The following is a 19037-nucleotide window of genomic DNA, read 5'->3' on the forward strand; positions in this document are numbered from 1 at the left end:
GAGTACGACCAACAGCAGCGTGGCGTCGTTGTCGACGTCAACCTCGACCGGCCTGAGTACGACCAACAGCAGCGTGGCATCGCTGTCGACATCAACATCGACCGGTCTGAGCACGACCAATAGCAACGTGGCTTCGCTGTCGACTTCGACCTCGACCGGTTTGAGCACGACCAATAGCAACGTGGCGTCGTTGTCGACGTCAACCTCGACCGGTCTGAGTACGACCAACAGCAGCGTGGCGTCGTTGTCGACGTCAACCTCGACCGGCCTGAGTACGACCAACAGCAGCGTGGCGTCGTTGTCGACATCAACATCGACCGGTCTGAGCACGACCAATAGCAACGTGGCGTCGCTGTCGACATCAACATCGACAGGCTTGAGCACGACTAACAGCAGTGTCGCATCGCTGTCGACATCGACTTCAACCGGTCTGAGTACAACCAACAGCAGCGTGACATCGCTGTCGACCTCAACCTCCACCTCGGTCGTTTCGCTGTCCACTGGCATCAGCACGGTGCAAGTACATACGGATAATCTCGGAAATAGCACGGCCAGCACACTGGGCGGTGGTGCGACTTACAATCCTGCGACCGGCACGATCAGCGGTTTCAGTCAGCCGATCAATACCGTCAGCGCGACAGGCGCCGTGACAGGACCAACAGCTCAGACGACGGTTGCCGGTGCTCTGACTGCATTGAATACCAACATCGACAATACCGCCAATATCGCGGTCAAGTATGATGCGGCAGGCGGCAACAAGATCACCCTGGGCGCCACCGGCGGCGCTGGTGCAGGCGCACCGGTGACCATCACCAACCTGGCGCCGGCGGCATTGAACGCGACCAGCACGGATGCCGTGAACGGTTCGCAGTTGTATGCGGTCACCAGCGGCAAGGCCGGTCCCTTCGTGTCGGACAATAGCGTGACCGCGGTGCAGCCGGTATCGAGCGGCGCCAATGCCAGCGCCGGTGGTTTCGGTGCAACGGCAACAGGTGCGGCGTCGACAGTGCTGGGCAACCAGTCCACCGACAACGGCAATGCCAATGCGACGGTACTGGGCCAAGGCGCCAGCATTGCGGCGGGCACGGCCGGCAGCAATGTGGCGCTGGGTCAGGGCAGCACGGTGGCGGCGGCTGCGGTGCCGACCGCTGGTGCGACGATTGGCGGCACGGCTTATACGTTCGCCGGCGGCGCGCCCACCGGTGTCGTCAGTGTGGGCAGTGCAGGATCTGCGCGTCAGATCACGAACGTCGCGGCAGGTCAGTTGAGTGCAGCCAGCACGGATGCGGTAAACGGTTCGCAGCTGTTTGCCACCAATACAGCTATCAATACCATCAACAATGGCGGTGGCATCAAGTATTTCCACACTAATTCGGTCTTGGCGGACAGTTCGCCAACCGGCACGGATGCGATCGCCGTGGGGCCTGCGGCTAATGCTTACGGCAACGATTCGATAGCGCAAGGCCTGAATGCGGTGGCTGGCGTCAGCGGCACACCGACGACGGCGAACGATATTGCCTTGGGCAATGCTGCCAGCGCGACTGGCGGCAATTCGATCGCCCTTGGCGCCGGGGCCAACGCTAGCGTTGCCGGTTCCATAGCATTAGGTCAATCGGCAACCACAACTAGCACGGCATCGGCAGCTACCGGCGGCACTGGCAGCGTAACCAACGCCACGATAGGCGGCACTACCTATGGCCCGTTCGCCGGCGCCAGTTCGAGCGCGGGCGTGGTAAGTGTCGGCGCAGCTGGCTCTGAGCGCCGGATACAGAATGTCGCCGCCGGACTGATCGGCGCTAGCAGCACGGATGCTATTAATGGCAGTCAGCTGTACACCGTGGCAAGCACTGTCGGTTCCAACATCAGCAGCTTGTCGACCTCGACCTCAACCGGCTTGAGCACGACCAACAGCAACGTGGCATCGCTGTCGACCTCAACATCGACGGGCTTGAGCACGACTAACAGCAATGTTGCGTCTTTGTCGACTTCGACCTCGACCGGTTTAAGCACGACCAACAGCAGTGTGGCTTCGTTGTCGACTTCGACCTCGACCGGTTTAAGCACCACCAACAGCAGCGTGGCGTCGCTGTCGACTTCGACCTCAACCGGTCTGAGCACCACCAACAGCAGCGTGGCGTCGTTGTCGACTTCGACCTCAACCGGTTTGAGCACGACTAACAGCAGTGTGGCGTCGTTGTCGACGTCAACCTCGACCGGTCTGAGTACGACCAACAGCAATGTGGCGTCGTTGTCGACGTCAACCTCGACCGGTCTGAGTACGACCAACAGCAGTGTGGCTTCGTTGTCGACTTCAACATCGACTGGCTTGAGCACGACCAATAGCAGTGTGGCGTCGCTGTCGACTTCGACCTCGACCGGTTTGAGCACAACCAACAGCAATGTAGCATCGTTGTCAACATCAACTTCCACCTCGGTCGTTTCGCTGTCCACTGGCATCAGCACGGTGCAAGTACATACGGATAATCTCGGAAATAGCACGGCCAGCACACTGGGCGGTGGTGCGACTTACAATCCTGCGACCGGCACGATCAGCGGTTTCAGTCAGCCGATCAATACCGTCAGCGCGACAGGCGCCGTGACAGGACCAACAGCTCAGACGACGGTTGCCGGTGCTCTGACTGCATTGAATACCAACATCGACAATACCGCCAATATCGCGGTCAAGTATGATGCGGCAGGCGGCAACAAGATCACCCTGGGCGCCACCGGCGGCGCAGGTGCAGGCGCACCGGTGACCATCACGAATCTGGCGCCGGCGGCCTTGAACGCGACCAGCACAGATGCCGTGAACGGTTCGCAACTGTATGCGGTCACCAGCGGCAAGGCCGGTCCCTTCGTGTCGGACAACAGTGTGACAGCGGTGCAGCCGGTGTCGAGCGGCGCCAATGCCAGCGCCGGTGGTTTCGGTGCGACAGCAACAGGTGCGGCGTCGACAGTGCTGGGCAACCAGTCCACCGACAACGGCAATGCCAATGCGACGGTATTGGGTCAGGGCGCCAGCATTGCGGCTGGCACAGCCGGCAGCAACGTGGCGCTGGGCCAGGGCAGCACGGTGGCGGCAGCTGCGGTGCCGACCACCGGCGCAACTATCGGCGGCACGGCTTATACCTTTGCCGGCGGCGCGCCTACCGGTGTCGTCAGCGTGGGCAGTGCAGGATCGGCTCGCCAGATCACGAACGTCGCGGCAGGGCAGCTGAGTGGAACCAGCACCGATGCGGTGAACGGTTCGCAGCTGTTTGCCACCAATACAGCTATCAATACCATCAACAATGGCGGCGGCATCAAGTACTTCCACGCCAATTCAACGCTGGCCGACTCAACGGCAACGGGTACCGACTCAGTTGCCGTTGGTCCTGCAGCGGTGGCAACCGGAGCTGGCAGCTTCGCCGCCGGCAATGGCGCGACGGCGAACAACGCCAATGATGTGGCATTGGGTGCAGGTTCAAGCACAGCGGCAGCAGTGGGAACGGCGAGCACAGTGATCAATGGCGCGACGTTCAACTTCGCAGGTGCTGCCCCAGCATCGACGGTGAGTGTCGGCAGCGTGGGCAATGAACGTACGATCACCAATGTGGCGGCGGGCCGTCTCAGCACCACCAGCACCGATGCCGTGAACGGTTCGCAGTTGAACGCCACCAATACGGCGGTAACCGGCATCGGCAATATCCTCAACAACATCAACAACGGCGGCGGCATCAAGTATTTCCACACCAATTCGACGCTGGCCGACAGCAACGCGGCGGGTACCGACAGCATCGCCGTCGGACCGGTCGCCAATGCCTACGGCAATGATTCGATCGCCCAGGGCCTGAATGCGGTGGCAGGCATCAACGGTACGCCGGCGACCGCCAACGATATCGCGCTAGGCAATGGCGCGCAAGCGACAGGCGGCAATTCGATTGCGCAAGGAACCGGAGCGAAAGCCAATTCCGCCGGCGCCATCGCCATCGGCCAGACGGCGACGGCAACCGGCGGCAAGGCGGTTTCGATAGGCGTGGGCAATACTGCCAGCGGCGACGGCGCGGTGGCGATTGGCGATCCGAATGTGGTCACCGGCACCGGCGCGGTGGGCATAGGCGCTAACAACACGGTCAATGGCCAGGGTGCCGTGGCGTTGGGCAATGCCAACACGGCTACCGGCCAAGGCTCGGTAGCGCTGGGTAACGCATCGCAGGCGAACAACGCAGGCGCCATCGCTTTGGGCGACACGGCGACGGTGTCGGCTGCGGCGACGCAAGGGATTGCCATCGGTTCCGGCGCCTCTTCCAACAATGCCGGCGCAGTAGCTTTGGGAGCCGGAAGCACGACGGCGGCGCCAATAGCAACAACAGGCGCGACCATCAACGGTACGGCTTACAATTTTGCCGGCGCCACGCCGGCAAGTACGGTGAGCGTTGGCACAGTCGGCGCGGAACGTACCATCACCAACGTTGCTGCCGGCCAGGTCAGTGCGACCAGCACCGACGCAATGAATGGTTCGCAACTCTTTGCCACCAATACGGCGATAAACACCCTGGGCACGACCGTCACGAACATCACCAACGGCAAGGCTGGTCCATTCGTGTCGGACAACAGCGTGACGGCGGTACAGCCGGTATCGAGCGGCGCCAATGCCAGCGCCGGCGGCTTCGGCGCGACCGCCACCGGCGCCGCATCCACGGTGCTGGGCAATCAGGCGACGGATAACGGCAATGCCGACGCCACGGTGCTGGGACAAGGCGCGAGCATTGCAGCCGGCACCAGCGGCAGCAATGTGGCATTGGGCCAGGGCAGTACGGTGACAACCGCGGCGGTAGCGACCACCGGCGCGACGATCGGCGGCACTGCCTACACCTTTGCCGGCGGGGCGCCGGCAGGTGTGGTGAGCGTGGGCGGCGTGGGTTCTGAACGCCAGATCACGAACGTGGCGGCAGGGCAGTTGAGCGCGACCAGCACCGATGCGGTGAACGGTTCGCAATTGTATGCGACCAACCAGCAGGTCACCATCAACACCACCAACATCGCAGGCAATACGACGGCGATCAATAATCTCACTGCAGGCAAGGCCGGCCCGTTCGTATCGGACAGCAGCGTGACGGCGGCGCAACCGGTCTCGAGCGGCGCCAATGCCAGCGCCGGCGGCTTCGGCGCGGTAGCGTCCGGAACCAACAGTACGGCCTTGGGCAATGGCGCTCAGGCTACCGTCGCCAACAGTACCGCCGTGGGGCAGGGAGCCACGGCCAGCACGGCCAACAGCGTGGCATTGGGTAATAGTTCGACCACCGGAGCTGCGGTTGCCACCACCGGCACCACGATCAAAGGCACCAGCTACACCTTCGCCGGAGCAGCGCCGGTGGGCGTGGTCAGCGTCGGCAGCGCGGGCAGCGAGCGGCAGGTCACCAACGTGGCGGCCGGCCAGCTGACCGCCAGCAGCACCGACGCCGTGAACGGCAGCCAGCTGTTTGCGACCAATACGGCGATCAACAATCTGACCTCTGTCGTGGCGCTGGGCCAGACCAAGTACTACAGCGTGAATTCGACTGGCGGCAGCAATGAGCATAACGAAGGCGCGACGGGACTGGACGCGATTGCTTCCGGCAAGAATGCCGCTGCCACCAGCATGAACGCGGTGGCGATCGGCGCCGGCGCCAGTGCGACGGCCAGCGGCGGCGTGGCGCTGGGCGGCGGTGCGACGGCTGACCGCGCCGGCATGAACGGCGGCAAGGAGCAGTTCTCCAATACCGCGGTGGCGTCCACCCAAGGTGCGGTTTCGGTGGGCAGCGCCGGCAACGAACGCCAGATCACCAACGTGGCGGGCGGTACGCAGGCGACCGATGCTGTCAATGTGCGTCAGCTGCAGGCGGTGCAGTCGGGCGGCGTGCGCTACGACACCAATCCTGACGGCAGCACCAACTACAGCAGCGTCACCATGGGCAACGGTAGCTCAGCTGGCCCGGTCACCATCCATAACGTCGCATCGGGGACTGCGCCGACGGATGCCGTCAACGTTTCGCAACTCAATACCGGCATGGGGGCAGCGGTGCAGCAAGCCAACCAGTACACAGATAGCAGGGCGCAAGCTTTGCAGAACTCGGTCAATTCCAACCGGCATGATGCTGATGGCGGCTCCGCGGCGGCGATGGCAGTAGGTGGATTACCGCAACCGTCAACGCCTGGAAAGAGCATGGTGGCGATTGCTGGAAGTACGTTCCAAGGGCAAACCGGGTTGGCGTTGGGCATTTCGACCATCTCCGAAAACGGGCGCTGGGTCTACAAGGCTGCTGCGACATCAAGTAGCCGAGGTCAAACAGGCGGTGTGGTATCCGCTGGTTTCCAGTGGTAACGAAGCTGGCCATGACAGATGCAAGCATCTGTCATGGGGCTAATATCCTGAACGTCTAACCGGGGAGGAAAATATGAAACAGTCAATAATGAAACCGAGCAATCTGTGGGCGACCGTCTATGCTGGCTTATTACTGCTTGTCGCTGGTGCAGCCTTGGCAAACGATCCGCAAGAAGAATTTCCGGATAGAAATTCTTCCTACATGCAAGAAGGGACCTTCGTTTCGATTGAAAACCTGCGCAATATGGCGCCTGGTCTGAGCAAGACCCAGGTCTACGACTTGCTGGGTGTGCCGCATTTCCACGAAGGCGTCTTTAACGTGAGAGTTTGGAATTACATTTTCAATTTCCGTACCGGTAAAAACAATGAGTACGTGACTTGTCAATACATGGTCAACTATGACTCTGACTACCATGTCGCCTCTACCCGCTGGAAAGATCCGGATTGCCAGAAATACCTGAATCCGACTAGCTCAACGACGGTTCTCGCAGACCAGCCTTACCACCAACGCGTCACCCTTGCCGCAGACGGCTTGTTTGTCTTTGGCAAATCCGGTCTCGCTGACCTGACCGGGCCGGGTCGTGAAAAAATCGACAACCTGGTGAGCCAGCTCAAGCAGGATGGCGTCAAGCTGACTTCTGTGGTTGTGACAGGGCACACAGACCGGATCGGTAGCGAAACTGCCAATTTCACCTTGTCCAAGGCGCGGGCCGAAACCATCCGCAGCTACCTTGTGCAGCAAGGGCTGGAGGACAAGGCGATAAAGGCTTATGGCGCAGGGCTATCGCAGCCGGTGATCCAGTGCCAGGGCGAAGTCGTTACGCCGCAACTGGTGCAATGCCTGCAGCCCAACCGGCGTGTCGAGATCGAAGTCATGGGCGAGAAATGAGGAGCCGGGGTAAGTCCGTCGGAGAATGCACAGCAGCCTGATCCAGATTGAGAGAGACAAATGATTTCATTTTCAGCGTTTAAAAAAGCCGCCGGCGTCTGGGCGATCGCAATGATCGGCCTAGTTTTGGCCAATCCGGCGTCGGCCCAGATAGACGGCTCGATCGACAGCGCCGTCGTTACCGCGACCCAGTGGGCAACGATGGCGGATGCCGGCCAGGCCGATCACATGTGGGACCAGAGCGGTCCCGCCATGCAGAAAAATATCAGCAGGGACGGATGGATCAAGTACCTGGGGGCGGTGAAAAAAGACCTGGGAGCGATCGGCGGACGTCAATGGGTGCAGATAGTGCGCATCACCGACCCGCCAAACCTGCCGCCTGGCGAATACATCAACATCGCATTTACATCGCGGTTTTCAAAAGGCATGGCGGTGGAAAAAATTTCGATGATACAGACCACGGGGCAGTGGATTCCTGTCGGTTATGTCATAACGAAAATCGAAGCTGGAGCGGCAGCGCCGAATCCCGCCAAGACGAGATGAACTGACAATCATGCGTGCGAACAAGACAGGCGAGATGCAAAGCGGGCGTTGCCGAGCGTTGCTTGCGGGAGATTGTTTCAAAGTGCTTTTGACGGTTGGTAGTGTGCCGGAAAAACACTGAATATTGCCCGTCAACATTGAATTTGAAAACTCTTGTGAAATGCCGCAAACCCCAATAGACATGCGGCGCGCCACTCCCTAAGATTGATCTTAATGCAATTTTGCCGCAATGCTGTTTCTGGAGTACGTAATGGACGCTCATATCGAAAACGGTTTTATCGATGAATGCATAGATAAAATTCAAACGCTGGCGGCGCTGTCCCTCCACGGTGATAGCGTCGAGCTGGCAATCCTGGTCGTCATCCACGATGCATGCAGTTATCTTATCCTGAGAAAGCCGGGGGACCCGGAGCTCAATTTGCTGGCATTCAAAGAGCAACTTGAAAAGCTGGCCACCGATACGCATCGTAGCTTACCGCATTACAAAAAGGCTCTGGCGTATGCAGCCTCGCTTATCGTGATTCATCAGGTCTGACCGAGCGATCTGCTCGACGCAAGGCTACTAAAACCGTCAAATCTACCACTGACAAAGCATTCAAAGGCGCGATCAACAAAAAATGAAATGATGTGGCGCAAGTGTGGGGAACCCAGGCACATAACTGCATCGTCCGTAGAATGAATTTTCTGGAGTGATCATCTCTGATGAGGAAATTGTATTTTATTGTTTGGCGCATGAGTAAAACCGACCTGCGCACCACGTGGTTTGCAATGCGGCATGCGGATCGACCTGGTTGGTTCATGCCGGCGATCATTTTACTCACGATGTATTTCTTCGCGCCGTTCAACTTGGCATTGCCTTTGCTCGGAATAGCCGATGACTTTATGCTGGTACCGTTGATGCTGCACGCGCTTATCACAATGCTGCCTCTGCATGTCCGGCAGGCTGCACAGCAGGGAACAACGCGATATCCTCGCCGCTAAAAAACGAGATTGAAACCACGTAGTATTGCAAGTCCCGCATTCAAGTTGATTTCGATGCGCGAATGAGGACTGCTGTATCGACGCACGGCGCTTATTAGATAAGGTTTATCAGAAAGTCGAAAGAGGTAACGGTCGTCAAATCGCATCACAACGTTTGAGGGAGCATAAAATGGATTTATCCAGTTTTTTCATCTCGCTGCAGAACACGTTGGGAGCCTATCTGCCAAAGATCGCTGGCGCACTCGGCATTCTGATCGTCGGTTGGCTGATTGCTGTTGTTGCCCGGGCCGCAGCTCGCAAATTATTGAATGCACTGAAAGTCGATCAGCGTATCACCGAGAGCACCGGGCAGGGCGCTCGTATCGAGGGCATGATCGCAAGCGGGCTATTCTGGCTGATCCTTCTCATTACCGCCGTGGGCATCTTCAATGTCCTGAACCTGTATGCGGTCTCCAATCCTTTCGCGCAACTCGTCACGAGAATCATCAACTATCTGCCGAACTTGATCGGCGGTGCGGTGTTGGCGCTGGTCGCCTGGCTGATCGCGTCGTTACTGCGCAGTATTGCCGACAAGGCGCTGCGCTCCAGTAAATTGGATGACAAACTTGCTGAAGCCACTGGTATGCAACCCATGAGCGGTTATCTGGGCAATGTGCTGTTCTGGTTGGTCATCCTGATGTTCATTCCCGCCATCTTGGCCGTGTTCAACTTGAATGGCCTCTTGACGCCGGTGCAAGGCATGACGGATAAGTTGCTGGCGTTTGTGCCGAATATCTTTGCCGCGGCTGTGATTGCATTGGTCGGCTGGATTCTTGCCAAGATCCTGCGCGGTCTGGTTGTCAATCTGCTGGTAGCTGCCGGCGCAGACAAGCTGGCGCAGGGGGCAGAGAGCGCGACGCCGGTCAAGCTATCCAGTCTGGCTGGCACCGTAGTGTATATCTTCGTTTTCGTGCCGACGCTGATTTCGGCCCTGGATGCCCTCAAAATCGAAGCAATTTCCCGCCCGGCCACCAATCTGCTCGACCAGTTCCTTGGCGCCGTACCCAATATCGTCGGCGCTGTCGTAATCCTGCTGGTAACTTTTTATGCCGCGCGATTTGTCGGAGCTCTGTTGCAAAAGCTGCTGGTGGCCGCAGGGGCGGACGGTCTGCCGTCGCTGCTCGGCCTGGAAAAAGTGTTCACCAGCTCTCTGCAGCCGTCGACGCTGGCGGGGCGTTTGGTGGTTTTCTTCGCCATGCTATTTGCAGTCGTGGAAGCCGCCAATCGGCTTGGCTTTTCGCAAGTGCGGGACGTCGTGACGCTGTTCATTGAATTTGGCGCGCATATCCTGATGGGTAGCGTCATTCTGATGATTGGTTTCTGGCTAGCCGGACTGGCGCGTCGTGTTATCCAACAAGCAGACAATGACAATAGCAATTTGCTAGCACGCATTGCTCAGTTTGCCATTCTTGGACTGGTGTTCGCGATGGGCTTGCGTGCCATGGGGATTGCCAATGAAATTGTACAAATTGCCTTCGGCTTGGTCCTAGGTGCAATTGCGGTGGCGATTGCATTAGCCTTTGGACTAGGTGGGCGCGAGGCGGCCGGAAAATTGCTGGAGCGCTGGTTTAACGGTCGTTCCGGAAAAGACTGACGTTCGCACTTTTAGTGCAGTCAATCTCTAAACTAGAGATGTGTGAAGTGGTTGGATATTTTTATACTGACGGCTTCACGACAGGAGGGCTTATGACAGCTGAAGATGCAATTACAATTTTCCAGCGATTGAATGTAGAGGGTAGAGCGACGGTTGATCTGGATTACACGATTGCAGGTTTCGCAGGTTGGCTTGCTGAAGCGTGGCATAAACTGGACGATGACGCTATTGCCTTGCTGACTTCTGTCGGCGCAACCCTGTATCGAGAGGGACTTGAGCAGCGTCAAAAACATACGGGCGGAGAGAGTTAAGGTTTTGTAAAATCAGTCGATGGCGGAAATCGCCACACGGTTCTACTTTGAGGTGTCAATAAAAAACGGCTCGCATGCGCTGTGAGCCGCATTTCCCCAATTGCCGTTTTCGATTCTAGCCTAAGCGTCTGAGATCGTAGCAGCTGCCTGACCTCATCCCATAACCGATATATTTTCGCTAATATTTTGTCAATTTAAATGTGCTGTATAAATAAACAGTATATTTGAATTTTGAGGAACAAGTCGGTATTTGCGGAACTCACACCTCGACCCAACCATACTGCCACGCCTTATAATAGGCTCCAATGCGAAGTACGCCTAAATTGGCAGCAATAGATTTCTTATCATCAAACTAGAGGTTGTTATGTCCAATGCAATACAGATGGGTGCTACCCAGGGGGCGGCTTACGTCATCTCCTTTGAAAATCTGCGGATGACGGATGTCGAGTCCGTCGGCGGCAAAAACGCATCACTGGGTGAAATGATCAGCCAGCTGGCTGGCGCCGGAGTACGGGTGCCGGGCGGCTTTGCAACCACGGCGCAGGCATTCCGCGACTTCCTGTCGCATAGTGTCGACGGCGGGCCGGCCCTGGCCGACCGTATCGCCGAACGCCTGGCGACGCTGAACATTGAAGATGTACGGGCACTGGCGCAAGCCGGCGCTGAGATCCGTCAGTGGATCGTGGAAACGCCGTTCCAGCCGCGTCTGGAGCAGGAAATCAACGATTTCTACAAGCGCCTGGTGGCGGATTCCTCCAGCGAGATGTCGTTTGCCGTGCGCTCTTCCGCGACGGCCGAAGATTTGCCGGATGCTTCGTTTGCCGGTCAGCAAGAAACTTTCCTCAACGTGGTCGGCATCGACAACGTGCTGGAAGCCATGAAGCACGTGTTCGCGTCCCTGTATAACGACCGCGCGATTTCCTATCGCGTGCACAAAGGCTTCACCCATGCTGAAGTGGCCCTGTCGGCCGGCGTGCAGCGCATGGTGCGTTCCGATGTCGGCGCCGCCGGCGTCATGTTCACCCTGGATACCGAGTCCGGCTTCAAGGATGTGGTCTTCATCACGTCCAGCTACGGCCTGGGCGAAACCGTGGTGCAGGGCGCTGTCAATCCGGACGAATTCTATGTTCACAAGCCGATGCTGGAACAAGGCAAGCTGCCGATCATCCGCCGCAATATCGGCTCCAAGCTGATCAAGATGGAGTTCACCGGCGAAGCCAAGGCCGGCCGTTCGGTCAAGACTGTCGATGTGCCTATCGAGCTGCGCAACCGCTACTCGCTCAACGATAACGAAATCGTCGAGCTGGCCAAGTACGCCACCATCATCGAGAAGCACTATGAGCGGCCGATGGATATCGAATGGGGCAAGGACGGCCGCGACGGCAAGCTGTACATCTTGCAGGCGCGTCCAGAGACAGTGAAGTCGCAGGAAAAATCCACCGATGCGCAGCAGCGCTTCAAGCTCAAAGGCGTCGGCACCGTGCTGACCCACGGCCGCGCCATCGGCCAGAAGATCGGCGCCGGTCCGGTGCGGGTGATCCACGATGCTTCCGAAATGGAAAGAGTGCAGCCAGGCGATGTGCTGGTGGCCGACATGACCGATCCTAACTGGGAACCGGTCATGAAGCGTGCATCAGCCATCGTCACCAACCGCGGCGGCCGTACCTGCCACGCGGCGATCATCGCGCGCGAGCTGGGCGTGCCGGCGGTGGTCGGCTGCGGCGACGCCACCGACGTGCTGAAGGACGGCACGCTGGTCACTGTCTCCTGCGCCGAAGGCGATGAAGGCAAGATCTACGACGGCCTGCTGGAAACCGAGGTCTCCGAAGTGGCGCGCGGTGAATTGCCGGCGCTGCCTTTGAAGATCATGATGAATGTCGGCAATCCGCAGCTGGCGTTCGACTTCCAGTCGATCCCCAACGGCGGCGTTGGCCTGGCGCGTCTGGAATTCATCATCAACAACAATATCGGCGTCCATCCGCGTGCGATCCTGGAATATCCGAACATCGATGCCGACCTCAAGAAGGCGGTCGAATCGGTAGCCCGCGGCCACGCTTCGCCGAAGGCATTCTATGTCGACAAGCTGGCCGAAGGTATCGCCACCATCGCCGCTGCTTTCTGGCCGAAGAAGGTCATCGTGCGCCTGTCCGACTTCAAGTCGAACGAGTACAAGAAGCTGATCGGCGGTTCGCGCTACGAGCCGGACGAAGAAAATCCGATGCTCGGTTTCCGCGGCGCTGCGCGTTACCTGGCCAGCGATTTTGCCGAAGCCTTCGAAATGGAATGCCAGGCCATGAAGCGCGTGCGCAACGACATGGGCCTGACCAATGTCGAGATCATGGTGCCTTTCGTCCGCACACTGGGACAGGCCGAGAAAGTCATCGGCTTGCTGGGCAAGAACGGCCTGGTGCGCGGCGAGAACGGTTTGCGCGTGATCATGATGTGCGAAGTGCCGTCGAACGCCATCCTGGCGGATCAGTTCCTCGAGCATTTCGACGGCTTCTCGATCGGCTCCAACGACCTGACACAGCTGACCCTGGGCCTGGACCGCGATTCCGGCATGGAATTGCTGGCGGCTGATTTCGACGAGCGCGATCCGGCCATCCTGGCCTTGCTGGAAAAGGTGATTGCGACCTGTATCGCCAAGGGCAAGTACGTCGGCATTTGCGGCCAGGGCCCGTCGGACCATCCTGACTTTGCCGAGTGGCTGATGAAGCAGGGCATCGAATCGATTTCCCTGAATCCTGATTCGGTGATCGATACCTGGCAGAAGCTGGCGGCGGCGCAGTAAGCAGCGCATTGGCTTGCGGCAGCTCAGCGCTGCAAGCCGCGCAGTAACCTGAATACGCAATAAAAAATCCTCCCTGTTTGCAATCAAGCAGGGAGGATTTTTTTATCCGGATAGATGGTGACTCCGTAGTTTCAAAGCAAGGTTGTCGGCTCTGTATGGACGCTGGGTACGATAGCGATCCTGACGCCGAGCGAGTTGATCAGCTTGGCGATGGTTTCAAAGCGCGGCTTGGCGCCGGGGGCCAGCGCCTTGTACAAGCTCTCGCGGCCCAGCCTGGCGTCCCTGGCGATCTGCGACATGCCGCGTGCTTTCGCGACATCGCCGAGGGCGGCGATGAATACGTCAGGATTGTCGTCCGCCAGCGCTTCGGTCAGATAGGCGGCGATGACTTCGTCGTTATCCAGGAACTCTGCGGCGTCGAATGGTGAAAATATCGGTTTCATACCTTATTCCTTCAATGATTCCTTCAGCGATTTCGCCATTTCCTTGGCGCGCTTGGTGGAATAAACGCGGTAGCCCGGACCGCTATGTATGCGTAGTTCGCTAACGCCATCGCCAACCGGTTCAACGTGGCCAAGGTTGCCGAAACCTGCTGATCTGATGCATCTCAGGATGCAGGCCTTTCCTTGCACATCGCGTAAATCGTGAAGCCAGTCTTTGACGCAGTCGGAGAGGAAAATCTCAAACATGGGAATATCGTATCCAATTGGATACTGAAGTCAAGAATATTCAACTTTCATGCTTGCGAAACTGTTGTCGAATAAATATTTTTCATTTAGCCGATTTTGGGTGAAACACTTAAGAAAACATTCAATTCCTTGGCTACCCGTTTGATCACCCCATGCCAGTCCGCGATCGCATCCTGCCGCAACAGGCGGGCGCTCGGATACCACGGACTGTCTTCGCGATCCAGCAGCCAGCGCCAGTCGGGCACCCACGGCAAGAGTATCCAGACCGGCAAGCCCAGCGCGCCGCTCAGGTGAGCGATGGAGGTGTCCACGCTGATCACCAGGTCGAGATTGGCGATGATCGCCGCCGTGTCGTCAAAGCCGTCGATATCGGCCGCGGGCAGCCGCAGCTTGGGATTCTGCTGCAGGAAGGCGAGGTCGCTTTCCCGCACTTCCTTCTGAATCAGGAAGAAATCGGCATGCAGTTCCAGCAGCGGCGCAAAATCCTGCAGCGGCATGGAGCGCCGGTGATCGTTAGTGTTGCCCGGATTGCCGGAACAGACCAGGCCGATCTTCATCTTGCCGTCGGCAAAATCCTGCCGGCTTCTCCAGCGCTCTTGCTTGGCCTTGTCGGCGTGAAAATAGGGCGGCCCAGCCGGGATGCTGGCCAGGTCGGTCTTGAACGCCAGCGGCAGGCTCATCAACGGCGTCTGGTAGTCGACTGCCGGCACGTTCTCGCCTATGGCGATGACCTGGAAACCGCCCATGGTCTGGGCGATGGTTTTCAAGGCCGGATCGACTTCCAGGGTGACCTCCGCGCCCAGTGCGGCGACAAGGGACGCGTAGCGGCAAAACTGGATGGTGTCGCCCAGGCCTTGTTCGGACCACAGCAGGATCCGTTTGCCGGCGATGGGTTGCTGGCCTAGCCAGAGTGGGATGGCGGTATGGCGCGGGGTATCGGCATTGCCTTTTTTCCAGCGGTATTCATAGCTTTGCCAGCCGGCGTCGAATTGCCCAAGCACCAGCTGCGACAGCGACTGGTTGGACAGCACGTCGGCATAGTCGCTTTGCAGATCCAATGCACGGCGGTAGCTGGCGAGCGCCTGCTCATGGCGTTTCATGCGGCTCAGGGTAAGGCCGTGATCGCCCCAGGCTTCGGCGTTGCCGGGCGCTAGCGCCAGGCCTTGTTCATGGTCGCTCAGGGCTTCCTCATAACGCTCCAGCTTGTGCAGGATGACTGCGCGGTCCAGCCGGTAAGCGGCGCTGTCCGGCGTCAGGGATACCGCACGGTCAGCGCAGGCCAGCGCATCCGCGTAACGTTCCAGCTTGTCCAGCACCAGGCTTTTCTTGTACCAGCCATCCGCCATGGCCGGTTGCAGCGCCAGCGCCTTGTCCAGGGACAGCAGCGCCTCGTCGAAATACCGCAACTGATAGCAGATGGCGCCCTTGTGAGCCCAGCCGTCGGTGTAGTCGGGCCAGTGCGCCAGCGCCTGCTCCAGGCAGGCCAGCGCCTCCAGATGACGCTGGAGGTTGATCAGGGCGACCGTCTTGGCCAGCAGGATTTCCGGTTTCACATAGCCCAGAGCGATGATGCGTTCATAGCCTTGCAGCGCAGCGGCGAATGCGCCGGACTCGAACTGCACGCGGGCGAGTTTGTAATGCAGCGAGACGTTGCCGGCATCCAGCGCCAGCGCTTTCTGGAACATGCCGATCGCGGCGGGGCGCTGGCCGGTTGCGGCATAGATCACGCCGAGGATATGCAGGGCGTCAAAATCGGCCGGCTTGCTTTGCAGGATGTTCTTGAGGACTTGTTCGGCCTGCCTGGTATTTCCATTTTGGAAATCCTGATAGGCTTGTTGAATGATAATAATTGTGTTCATGTACTTGATCGAGTGCAGCCCGGATCACGGGCTGTGCCTATGGGCGAGATCAGAGCATAGCATTTCACCAGATCCACGGCAGCCTGGCCGGACCTGTTTGTTGATTGTCTGAATCAAGAAATCACGTGTTTATTTATCAATTGGATTACACTATGCGCTCTACATAACGGAAAGCAATATATGGCTGGATGGGTGATGTGGATGTTGGCGGCGGGGGTGCTGATCGTGGCGGAATTGGCGACTACCACCCTGTATCTGTTGATGGTGGCGATTGGCCTGGTAATGGGCGGCGTCGCCGCGCTGGTCGGCCTGGGTGTCGAGTGGCAGCTGCTGGTCGCGGCCGTGGTTGCGCTGGCGGCCACTTACCTGTTGCGCCGCAGCCGCTTCGGCAAGCGTTCGCGGGTCAAGGCCGAGCGCGATCCTAACGTCAATCTGGACATCGGCCAGTCTGTCACAGTCGACCAGTGGCAGCACGATGCCGCCAGCGACGGCGCCGGCGGCGAATTCACCGCGCGCATCCGCTATCGTGGCGCCATGTGGGATGTCGAGCTGGCGCCGACGGCGACTGCCCGCGCCGGCCTGTTCTATATCCAGGAAATACGCGGCAGCCGGCTGATCGTCGGCAACAGCCCCGATCAGCAATAGAACTTCTTTCGCCTGTGGCGAACGCCCCTGTTCTCAATTCAAAAGGAAAAAATCATGTTTGGAAGCGTCTCGTTAGTCCTGCTGGTGATCGCCATCATCTTTATCGCCAAGACCATCAAAGTGGTGCCGCAGCAGCACGCCTGGGTGGTAGAGCGCCTGGGCAAATACCATGCGACCCTGGGGCCGGGCCTAAGCATCGTGGTGCCGTTCATTGACCGCGTCGCCTACAAGCACGTGCTGAAAGAAATCCCGCTGGACGTGCCGCCGCAGGTTTGCATCACGCGCGACAACACGCAATTGCAGGTGGACGGCATCCTGTACTTCCAGATTACCGATCCGATGCGCGCGTCCTACGGCTCTTCCAATTACATCGCGGCCATCACGCAACTGGCGCAAACCACCTTGCGTTCGGTGATCGGCAAGATGGAGCTGGACAAGACCTTTGAAGAACGCGATCACATCAACACCACCATCGTTAGCGCCATCGATGAATCGGCCGCCAACTGGGGCGTCAAGGTGCTGCGCTATGAAATCAAGGACCTGACGCCGCCGAAGGAAATCCTGCATGCGATGCAGGCGCAGATCACTGCCGAGCGCGAGAAGCGGGCGCTGATTGCCGCATCGGAAGGGCGCAAGCAGGAGCAGATCAATATCGCCACCGGCGAGCGTGAAGCGTCGATCGCCAAGTCGGAAGGTGAAAAACAGGCTTCCATCAACCGCGCCCAGGGCCAGGCTGCTGCGATCCTGTCAATTGCCGAAGCCAGCGCCGAAGCGATCCGCAAGACTGCGGCAGCGATCCAGTCGCCGGGCGGCTCGGACGCCGTCAATCTGAAAGTGGCGGAGCAATACGTGGCCGCTTTCGGGCAATTGGCGAAGACCAATAATTCGATTATCGTGCCGGCCAACATGGGCGATATCAGCGGCTTGATTGCCACCGCGCTGCAAGTGGTCAAATCCCAGAGCAAGTCTTGATCAAGGCATAAAAACGCGGCCCCGGCGAAATTCACATTTCGCCGGGGCCGTTTTTTATGGTAGCTGGCTGTGTGCCGGACTTGCAGTCCGGCTTAACGCCGATGCTGCTTCATGGCCGCCTGCACTTCACGTTCGCCATCACGCTGGCGTTCTGTATCGCGCTTGTCGTGCTGCTTCTTACCCTTGGCCAGGCCGATTTCGCACTTGATGCGGCCGCGCAGGTAATGCAGGTTGATCGGCACCAGCGTATAGCCGGAACGCTCGACCTTGATGATCAGCTTCCTGATTTCTTCCGCATGCAGCAGCAGCTTGCGGGTGCGCACCGCTTCCGGATGCACATGGCTGGAAGCGCTGAGGAGGGCGCTGATGTGGGCGCCGAACAGGAAAATTTCACCGTTGCGGACGATGACGTAGGATTCTTTCAGGTTGGCGCGGCCGGCGCGGATGGCTTTCACTTCCCAGCCGTGCAGTTCCATGCCTGCCTCGAAACGCTCTTCTATGAAGTAATCGTGGAAGACTTTTTTGTTGTCAATAATGCTCATGTAGTAGGAAAATCGCGCAGGTCGGTTAAAATTTCAAGTTGTGATTCTATCAAACGGTTGATATTCAATGGCAGTAGTGCATAAAACGGTACTTTTGGGGTACAGCGCAGAGCAGATGTTTGCACTGGTCGATCGGGTGGAAGACTACCCGCAGTTCCTGCCGTGGTGCGGCGGCGTCGATGTACGTGAACGCGCTGCCGGCAAATTGGTGGCGACACTGAACATACATTACCACGGTATCAAGCAATCGTTTACTACTGAAAACAGCAACACTCCGCCCAGCGCAATGCAGATGCGCCTGGTGGAAGGGCCGTTCAAGCATCTCGATGGCAACTGGACTTTCAAGGCCCTGCGCGCCGATGCCTGCAAGATCGAATTCGATCTGCATTACGAGTTTTCCAGCAAGATCCTGGAAAAGCTGATCGGCCCGGTATTCGGCATGATCGCCAACAGCTTCGTCGATTCTTTCTGCAAGCGCGCCGACGCTGTCTATGGCCATCATGAATGAATCCGCAACGAACGCGGCAAGCGACGCCGGGCAGATATGGATACAGGTCTGCTACGCCACGCCCTCAATCCAGGCGCTGAAAGAGTTGTCGGTGCCGGCCGGCACCTTGCTGCACGATGGCATCAAGCGCAGCGGCCTGCTGGAAGAGATACGCGAAATCGATCTCAGTTGCTGGCGCGTCGGCATCTACGGCAAGCTGAAGACGCTGGATACGGTGCTGCGCGACCGCGACCGGATCGAAATCTATCGGCCGCTGATTGCCGATCCGATGGAATCGAGGCGCAAGCGCGCCGACAAAAAAGCCCGCTAGACTGCGGGCTTTTTTACGCCA

At 58.5% G+C, this 19037-nt stretch carries 17 protein-coding genes; 12 read left to right on the forward strand and 5 right to left on the reverse strand.

Annotated features, from left to right (window positions below; all coding sequences use genetic code 11):
- Positions 1-507, reverse strand: a 507-nt coding sequence (locus AC07V8_RS00010; RefSeq protein ID WP_494721436.1) for a hypothetical protein, incomplete at its 3' end; no start/stop codon positions are given.
- A 7-nt stretch (positions 508-514) separates the two neighbouring features.
- Between AC07V8_RS00010 and AC07V8_RS00015 the strand changes: the two genes are divergently transcribed.
- The 8 genes from AC07V8_RS00015 (at position 515) to ppsA (ending at position 13491) form a co-directional block, all read left to right on the forward strand.
- Positions 515-6343, forward strand: coding sequence for an ESPR-type extended signal peptide-containing protein (locus AC07V8_RS00015; RefSeq protein WP_494721437.1), 5829 nt, complete (start codon positions 515-517; stop codon positions 6341-6343).
- A gap of 73 nt (positions 6344-6416) precedes the next feature.
- Complete coding sequence (locus AC07V8_RS00020; protein WP_494677219.1) at positions 6417-7232, forward strand: OmpA family protein; 816 nt, start codon at positions 6417-6419, stop codon at positions 7230-7232.
- A gap of 60 nt (positions 7233-7292) precedes the next feature.
- Positions 7293-7775, forward strand: a complete 483-nt coding sequence (locus AC07V8_RS00025; protein ID WP_494677218.1) for a DUF4019 domain-containing protein — start codon at positions 7293-7295, stop codon at positions 7773-7775.
- A gap of 250 nt (positions 7776-8025) precedes the next feature.
- Positions 8026-8310 (forward strand): hypothetical protein, encoded by a 285-nt coding sequence (locus tag AC07V8_RS00030; RefSeq protein ID WP_494677217.1) that lies wholly within the window; start codon positions 8026-8028, stop codon positions 8308-8310.
- A gap of 197 nt (positions 8311-8507) precedes the next feature.
- Complete coding sequence (locus AC07V8_RS00035) at positions 8508-8756, forward strand: hypothetical protein (protein ID WP_494677216.1); 249 nt, start codon at positions 8508-8510, stop codon at positions 8754-8756.
- Between the two features lie 169 nt (positions 8757-8925).
- On the forward strand, positions 8926-10389 hold the full coding sequence (locus AC07V8_RS00040) for a mechanosensitive ion channel (protein WP_494677215.1): 1464 nt from the start codon (positions 8926-8928) through the stop codon (positions 10387-10389).
- A 92-nt stretch (positions 10390-10481) separates the two neighbouring features.
- Positions 10482-10700 carry a hypothetical protein gene (locus tag AC07V8_RS00045; protein ID WP_494677214.1) on the forward strand — a complete coding sequence of 73 codons (219 nt, stop codon included), beginning with the start codon at positions 10482-10484 and terminating at the stop codon, positions 10698-10700.
- 382 nt (positions 10701-11082) lie between these two features.
- Entirely contained in the window at positions 11083-13491 is a 2409-nt protein-coding gene (gene ppsA, locus AC07V8_RS00050; RefSeq protein ID WP_494677238.1) for a phosphoenolpyruvate synthase, read from the forward strand.
- A gap of 131 nt (positions 13492-13622) precedes the next feature.
- On the opposite strand, the gene AC07V8_RS00055 is transcribed toward ppsA, so the two are convergent.
- The 3 genes from AC07V8_RS00055 to AC07V8_RS00065 form a co-directional block, all read right to left on the reverse strand.
- The gene (locus AC07V8_RS00055; RefSeq protein ID WP_494677213.1) at positions 13623-13934 is read right to left on the reverse strand and encodes an addiction module antidote protein; all 312 of its coding nucleotides are present in this window, start codon (positions 13932-13934) and stop codon (positions 13623-13625) included.
- Between the two features lie 3 nt (positions 13935-13937).
- Positions 13938-14180: a type II toxin-antitoxin system RelE/ParE family toxin gene (locus AC07V8_RS00060; protein WP_494677212.1), complete on the reverse strand. Its 243-nt coding sequence runs from the start codon at positions 14178-14180 to the stop codon at positions 13938-13940.
- An 86-nt stretch (positions 14181-14266) separates the two neighbouring features.
- Positions 14267-16039: a tetratricopeptide repeat protein gene (locus tag AC07V8_RS00065; RefSeq protein WP_494677211.1), complete on the reverse strand. Its 1773-nt coding sequence runs from the start codon at positions 16037-16039 to the stop codon at positions 14267-14269.
- 180 nt (positions 16040-16219) lie between these two features.
- On the opposite strand from AC07V8_RS00065, the gene AC07V8_RS00070 reads away from it, so the two are divergent.
- Positions 16220-16684, forward strand: a complete 465-nt coding sequence (locus tag AC07V8_RS00070; RefSeq protein ID WP_494677210.1) for an NfeD family protein — start codon at positions 16220-16222, stop codon at positions 16682-16684.
- A 54-nt stretch (positions 16685-16738) separates the two neighbouring features.
- Complete coding sequence (locus AC07V8_RS00075; RefSeq protein WP_494677209.1) at positions 16739-17656, forward strand: SPFH domain-containing protein; 918 nt, start codon at positions 16739-16741, stop codon at positions 17654-17656.
- Between the two features lie 92 nt (positions 17657-17748).
- Here the strand turns inward: AC07V8_RS00075 and smpB are convergent, their stop codons facing one another.
- Entirely contained in the window at positions 17749-18198 is a 450-nt protein-coding gene (smpB, locus tag AC07V8_RS00080) for an SsrA-binding protein SmpB (RefSeq protein ID WP_038491015.1), read from the reverse strand.
- Between the two features lie 67 nt (positions 18199-18265).
- On the opposite strand from smpB, the gene AC07V8_RS00085 reads away from it, so the two are divergent.
- Both AC07V8_RS00085 and AC07V8_RS00090 read left to right on the forward strand, forming a co-directional pair.
- The gene (locus AC07V8_RS00085; RefSeq protein WP_494677208.1) at positions 18266-18706 is read left to right on the forward strand and encodes a type II toxin-antitoxin system RatA family toxin; all 441 of its coding nucleotides are present in this window, start codon (positions 18266-18268) and stop codon (positions 18704-18706) included.
- Positions 18699-19016, forward strand: a complete 318-nt coding sequence (locus AC07V8_RS00090; RefSeq protein WP_494677207.1) for an RnfH family protein — start codon at positions 18699-18701, stop codon at positions 19014-19016. Before AC07V8_RS00085 ends, AC07V8_RS00090 begins: the two co-directional genes overlap by 8 nt.
- The last annotated feature ends 21 nt before the right edge of the window (positions 19017-19037 follow it).

The organism is Collimonas sp. GW821-FHT02H07, assembly GCF_059421505.1.